1 protein-coding gene is annotated in these 4,053 nt (G+C 71.4%); it reads left to right on the top strand.

Translation table 11 applies throughout. From position 1 onward, the window contains the following. Positions 1–12 precede the first annotated feature (12 nt). Positions 13–4,053: type I polyketide synthase (locus tag ACIRR9_RS55860; protein ID WP_403769774.1), on the top strand; the 4,041-nt coding region annotated here is incomplete at its 3' end.

Raw genomic sequence — 4,053 nt, 5'->3', positions numbered from 1 at the left:
ACCGGTGAGCTGATGGACACCGCGGGCTGGGACGCCGGGTACTGGTTCCGGAACCTGCGGAACACGGTGCTGTTCGAACAGGCACTGACAACCGCGAGCGCGGACGTCGTGGTGGAAGTCAGCCCGCATCCGGTGCTGCTGCCCGTCATCCAGGACACCGTCCCGGTGGTGGGCACGCTGCGCCGGGGTGAGGGCAATCTCCGGCAAGTCATGTCGGCCGTGACGCAGGCCTTCGCGTACGGCATCGCGGTGGACTGGTCCCCGGTGTTCGCCGGCCGCGGTGCCAAGCGGGTCGCCCTCCCGACGTACGCCTTCCGGCATCAGCGCTTCTGGCCCGACCCCTCCGCCGTGCCCGCCGACGTGACCGCGGCCGGCCTCAGCGCCGCGGAGCACCCGCTGCTGGGTGCGATGCTGACGCTGCCGGAGACCGGTGGCGTGGTGTTCACCAGCCGCCTGTCGCTGCGGACCCACCCGTGGCTGGCCGGTTCCGCCGGTGAGGACGTGGCCGTCTTCCCTGCCACGGGCTGGGTCGAGCTGGCACTGCGCGCCGGCGACAGTGTGGGCTCCGACCGGATCGACGAACTGGTCGTGGAGGCACCGCTGGTGCTGCCGGCCCAGGGCGGTGTGCAGCTGCAGGTCGTCGTCGGCGCGCCCGGGTCCGGCACGTCGCGCAGGACGGTCACGGTGTATGCCCGGCCTGACGGTCAGGACGATTGGACTCGACTCGTTTCCGGCGTGCTGAGCGCCGACGGCGTACGGGAAACAGGGGCGTGGGGGGACGACTGGCCGGCGCCGGGCGCGACAGAGCTGGACGTGGATTCCCGGCCCGGCCTGGTCCGCGCCTGGCAGTTGGGCGACCAGATCTTCGCCGAGGTCGAGGTGCCCGGCTCGGCCGGTACGGAGGCGTTCGGCCTCCACCCGGCCCTGCTCGACGCCGCGCTGCGGGCCGCCGCCTTCGACGGGGTGCCGTCCGAGTTCACCGACGTGGTCCTGCATGCCTCCGGCGCCGAACGGCTGCGTGTCGTACTCACCCGCACCGCGCCCACCGAGGCGGCGGTGGAGGCTGCCGACGGCACAGGAGCACCGGTCCTGGCGATCGGATCGGTCGCGATGCGGCCGCTCACGGCCGAAACACCAGCCATCGGTACGGGCGACGCGGCGCTGCTGACGTGGGAATGGATCGATGTTCCCGTCCCGTCGGCCGCCCCGATCGACGAGTGGACAGCGGTCGGCCCGCGCGGTTTCACGCGGCAGTCGGGTACACCGCAAGCGGTCGTGCTCAGCGTTTCCGGTGATCGGGAAGCGGTTCCGGGATCGGTCCATGAGCTGACCGGCTGGATGCTGGAACAGCTGCAGCATCAGCTGAACGAGGGCACGACCCCGCTGGTCGTAGTCACACAGGGCGCGGTGGCGCCCGTGGTGACCGACGTGGCCGCGGCGGCCGTGTGGGGGCTGGTGCGCTCGGCGCAGTCCGAGAACCCGGGCCGGATCGTGCTGCTGGACACCGACGCCGAGGTCGACGGCGCGCTGCTGGGCCGCGTCCTTGTCGCCGGCGAGCCGCAACTGGTCGTACGCGACGGAACCTGGCGCGCCGCCCGCCTGGCCCGTGCCACCGCGGAGTCCTCGCCGGCTCCCGAGGTGACCGGGACGGTTCTGGTCACCGGCGGCACCGGCGGCCTGGGCGGGCTGTTCGCACGGCACCTCGTCGTCGCGTACGGCGTCCGCGACCTGGTGCTGCTGAGCCGGCGTGGCCCGGACGCGCCGGGGGCCGCCGCCCTGGTGGCCGACCTGGAAGAGCACGGCGCCACGGTGAAAGTCGTGGCCTGCGACGTTACCGATCGGGCGGCCCTGGCGGACGTGCTGGCTGCCCACACGATCAGCGGCGTGGTCCACACTGCGGGCATCCTCGACGACGGTGTCATCGGCACCCTGACACGGGAGCAGCTCAACCGGGTCCTGGCCCCGAAGGTGGATGCCGCCTGGCACCTGCACGAGCTGACCCGGGAACTCGACCTCTCCCTGTTCGTGGTGTTCTCCTCCGTCGCGGGACTCATCGGCAGCGGCGGGCAGGGCAACTACGCCGCCGGAAACGCCTTCCTCGACGCGCTGATGCAACTCCGCCGCAACGACGGTCTGCCCGGGCTCGCCCTGGCGTGGGGCCCTTGGACAGACGAGCTCGGCCTCACCGGCGGCCTGTCCGGTGCCGACCTCCGGCGGATCGCCCGCTCCGCCATGCCGCTGCTCGCGGTGGACCAGGGGCTCGCCCTCTTCGACCGGGCACTGTGCAGCGATCGTCCCCTGCTGGCGCTGACCCGCTTCAACCCCCAGGCGATGCGAGCGCAGGGCGAGGTGCCACCGCTGTGGCGCACCCTGGTGGGCGGCACCGTGCGACGCACCGCGGACAACAGTGGCGCCAGCCGCGACGGGCTGCTGGAACGGCTCGCGGGCCGCTCCGGCGACCAGGCCCGGGCCCTGCTGGTCGAGCTGGTCGGTGACGCGGCCGCGACCGTGCTGGGGCACGCCTCCGGCACGCGGATCAACACCGGGCAGCCGTTCAAGGAGCTCGGCTTCGACTCGCTGACCGCGGTCGAACTGCGCAACCTGCTGCAGTCCAGGACGGGACGGGCGCTGCCGTCGAGCGTGGTCTTCGACTACCCGACCGTCACCCGGCTGGCCGGCTTCCTGGCCGGCGAGATCGCCTCCGCCGTGGTCCCGGCGGTGCTGCCGCCGGTTCCGGTGGCCGACGATCCGATCGTCCTGGTCGGGATGGCTTGCCGTTATCCGGGTGGTGTCACGGGTCCGGACGGGTTGTGGGACCTGGTGACGGCCGGGGCGGACGGGATCACGTCGTTCCCGGTTGACCGTGGCTGGGATCTGGATGCGCTGCTGGGATCCGGGGGCATCGGTTCCGGGTCCTCGGCGACCGGTCAGGGTGGTTTTGTCGACGGTGTCGCTGATTTCGATGCGGCGTTCTTCCGTATCTCGCCGCGTGAGGCGAGTGCCACCGATCCTCAGCAGCGTTTGTTGCTGGAGGTGTCGTGGGAGGCGTTGGAACGGGCGGGAATCGATCCGTTGTCCTTGGCGGGCAGTTCGACCGGTGTGTTCGCCGGTGTCTACTCCTCGGGGTATGCCGATCTTGTCGCGCGTGGTGGGGAGCAGTTGCAGGGTCACCAGATCACGGGTGGCGCGGCCAGTGTGATCTCGGGTCGGGTGGCGTACACGCTGGGCCTGGAGGGTCCCGCGGTCAGTGTGGACACGGCGTGCTCGTCGTCGTTGGTGGCGATGCATCTGGCTGCGCAGGCGCTGCGGGCGGGGGAGTGCTCGCTGGCGTTGGCCGGTGGTGTCACCGTGATGGCCACTGCGGATGCCTTCGTGGGCTTCACCGCGCAGGGTGGTCTGTCCCCGGACGGCCGGTGCCGGTCGTTCGCGGATGGGGCTGACGGGACGGGTTGGTCCGAGGGTGTCGGCGTGCTGGTGATGGAGCGTCAGTCCGACGCCGTGCGCAACGGCCACCAGATTCTTGCGGTGATGCGGTCGAGTGCGGTGAACCAGGACGGTGCGTCGAATGGTCTGACCGCGCCGAACGGTCCGTCCCAGCAGCGGGTGATCCGTCAGGCGCTGGCTGCTGCGGGTCTGTCGCCCGCGGATGTGGATGCGGTGGAGGCCCACGGTACGGGCACCAGGCTCGGTGATCCGATCGAGGCGCAGGCGCTGCTGGCCACGTACGGTCAGGACCGGCCCGGTGACCGGCCGTTGTGGTTGGGGTCTTTGAAGTCGAACATCGGTCATGCGCAGGCTGCTGCGGGTGTCGGTGGTGTGATCAAGATGGTCATGGCGTTGCGTCACGGGCTGCTGCCCAGGACCCTGCATGTCGACCGGCCGTCGACTCAGATCGACTGGACGCAGGGTGACGTGCGGCTGCTGACCGAGCCGATCCCGTGGCCGGAGAGCGGTCGTGCGCGGCGGGCGGGGGTGTCGTCGTTCGGTGTCAGCGGCACGAACGCCCACGTCATCCTCGAAGCTCCCGCGGCAACCGAGCCCGCAGCCACCGAC

The sequence above is a fragment of the Streptomyces sp. NPDC101234 genome (genome assembly GCF_044767525.1).
GTDB lineage: Bacteria > Actinomycetota > Actinomycetes > Streptomycetales > Streptomycetaceae > Streptomyces > Streptomyces sasae.
This window is presented reverse-complemented; position numbering and strand designations above follow the sequence as displayed.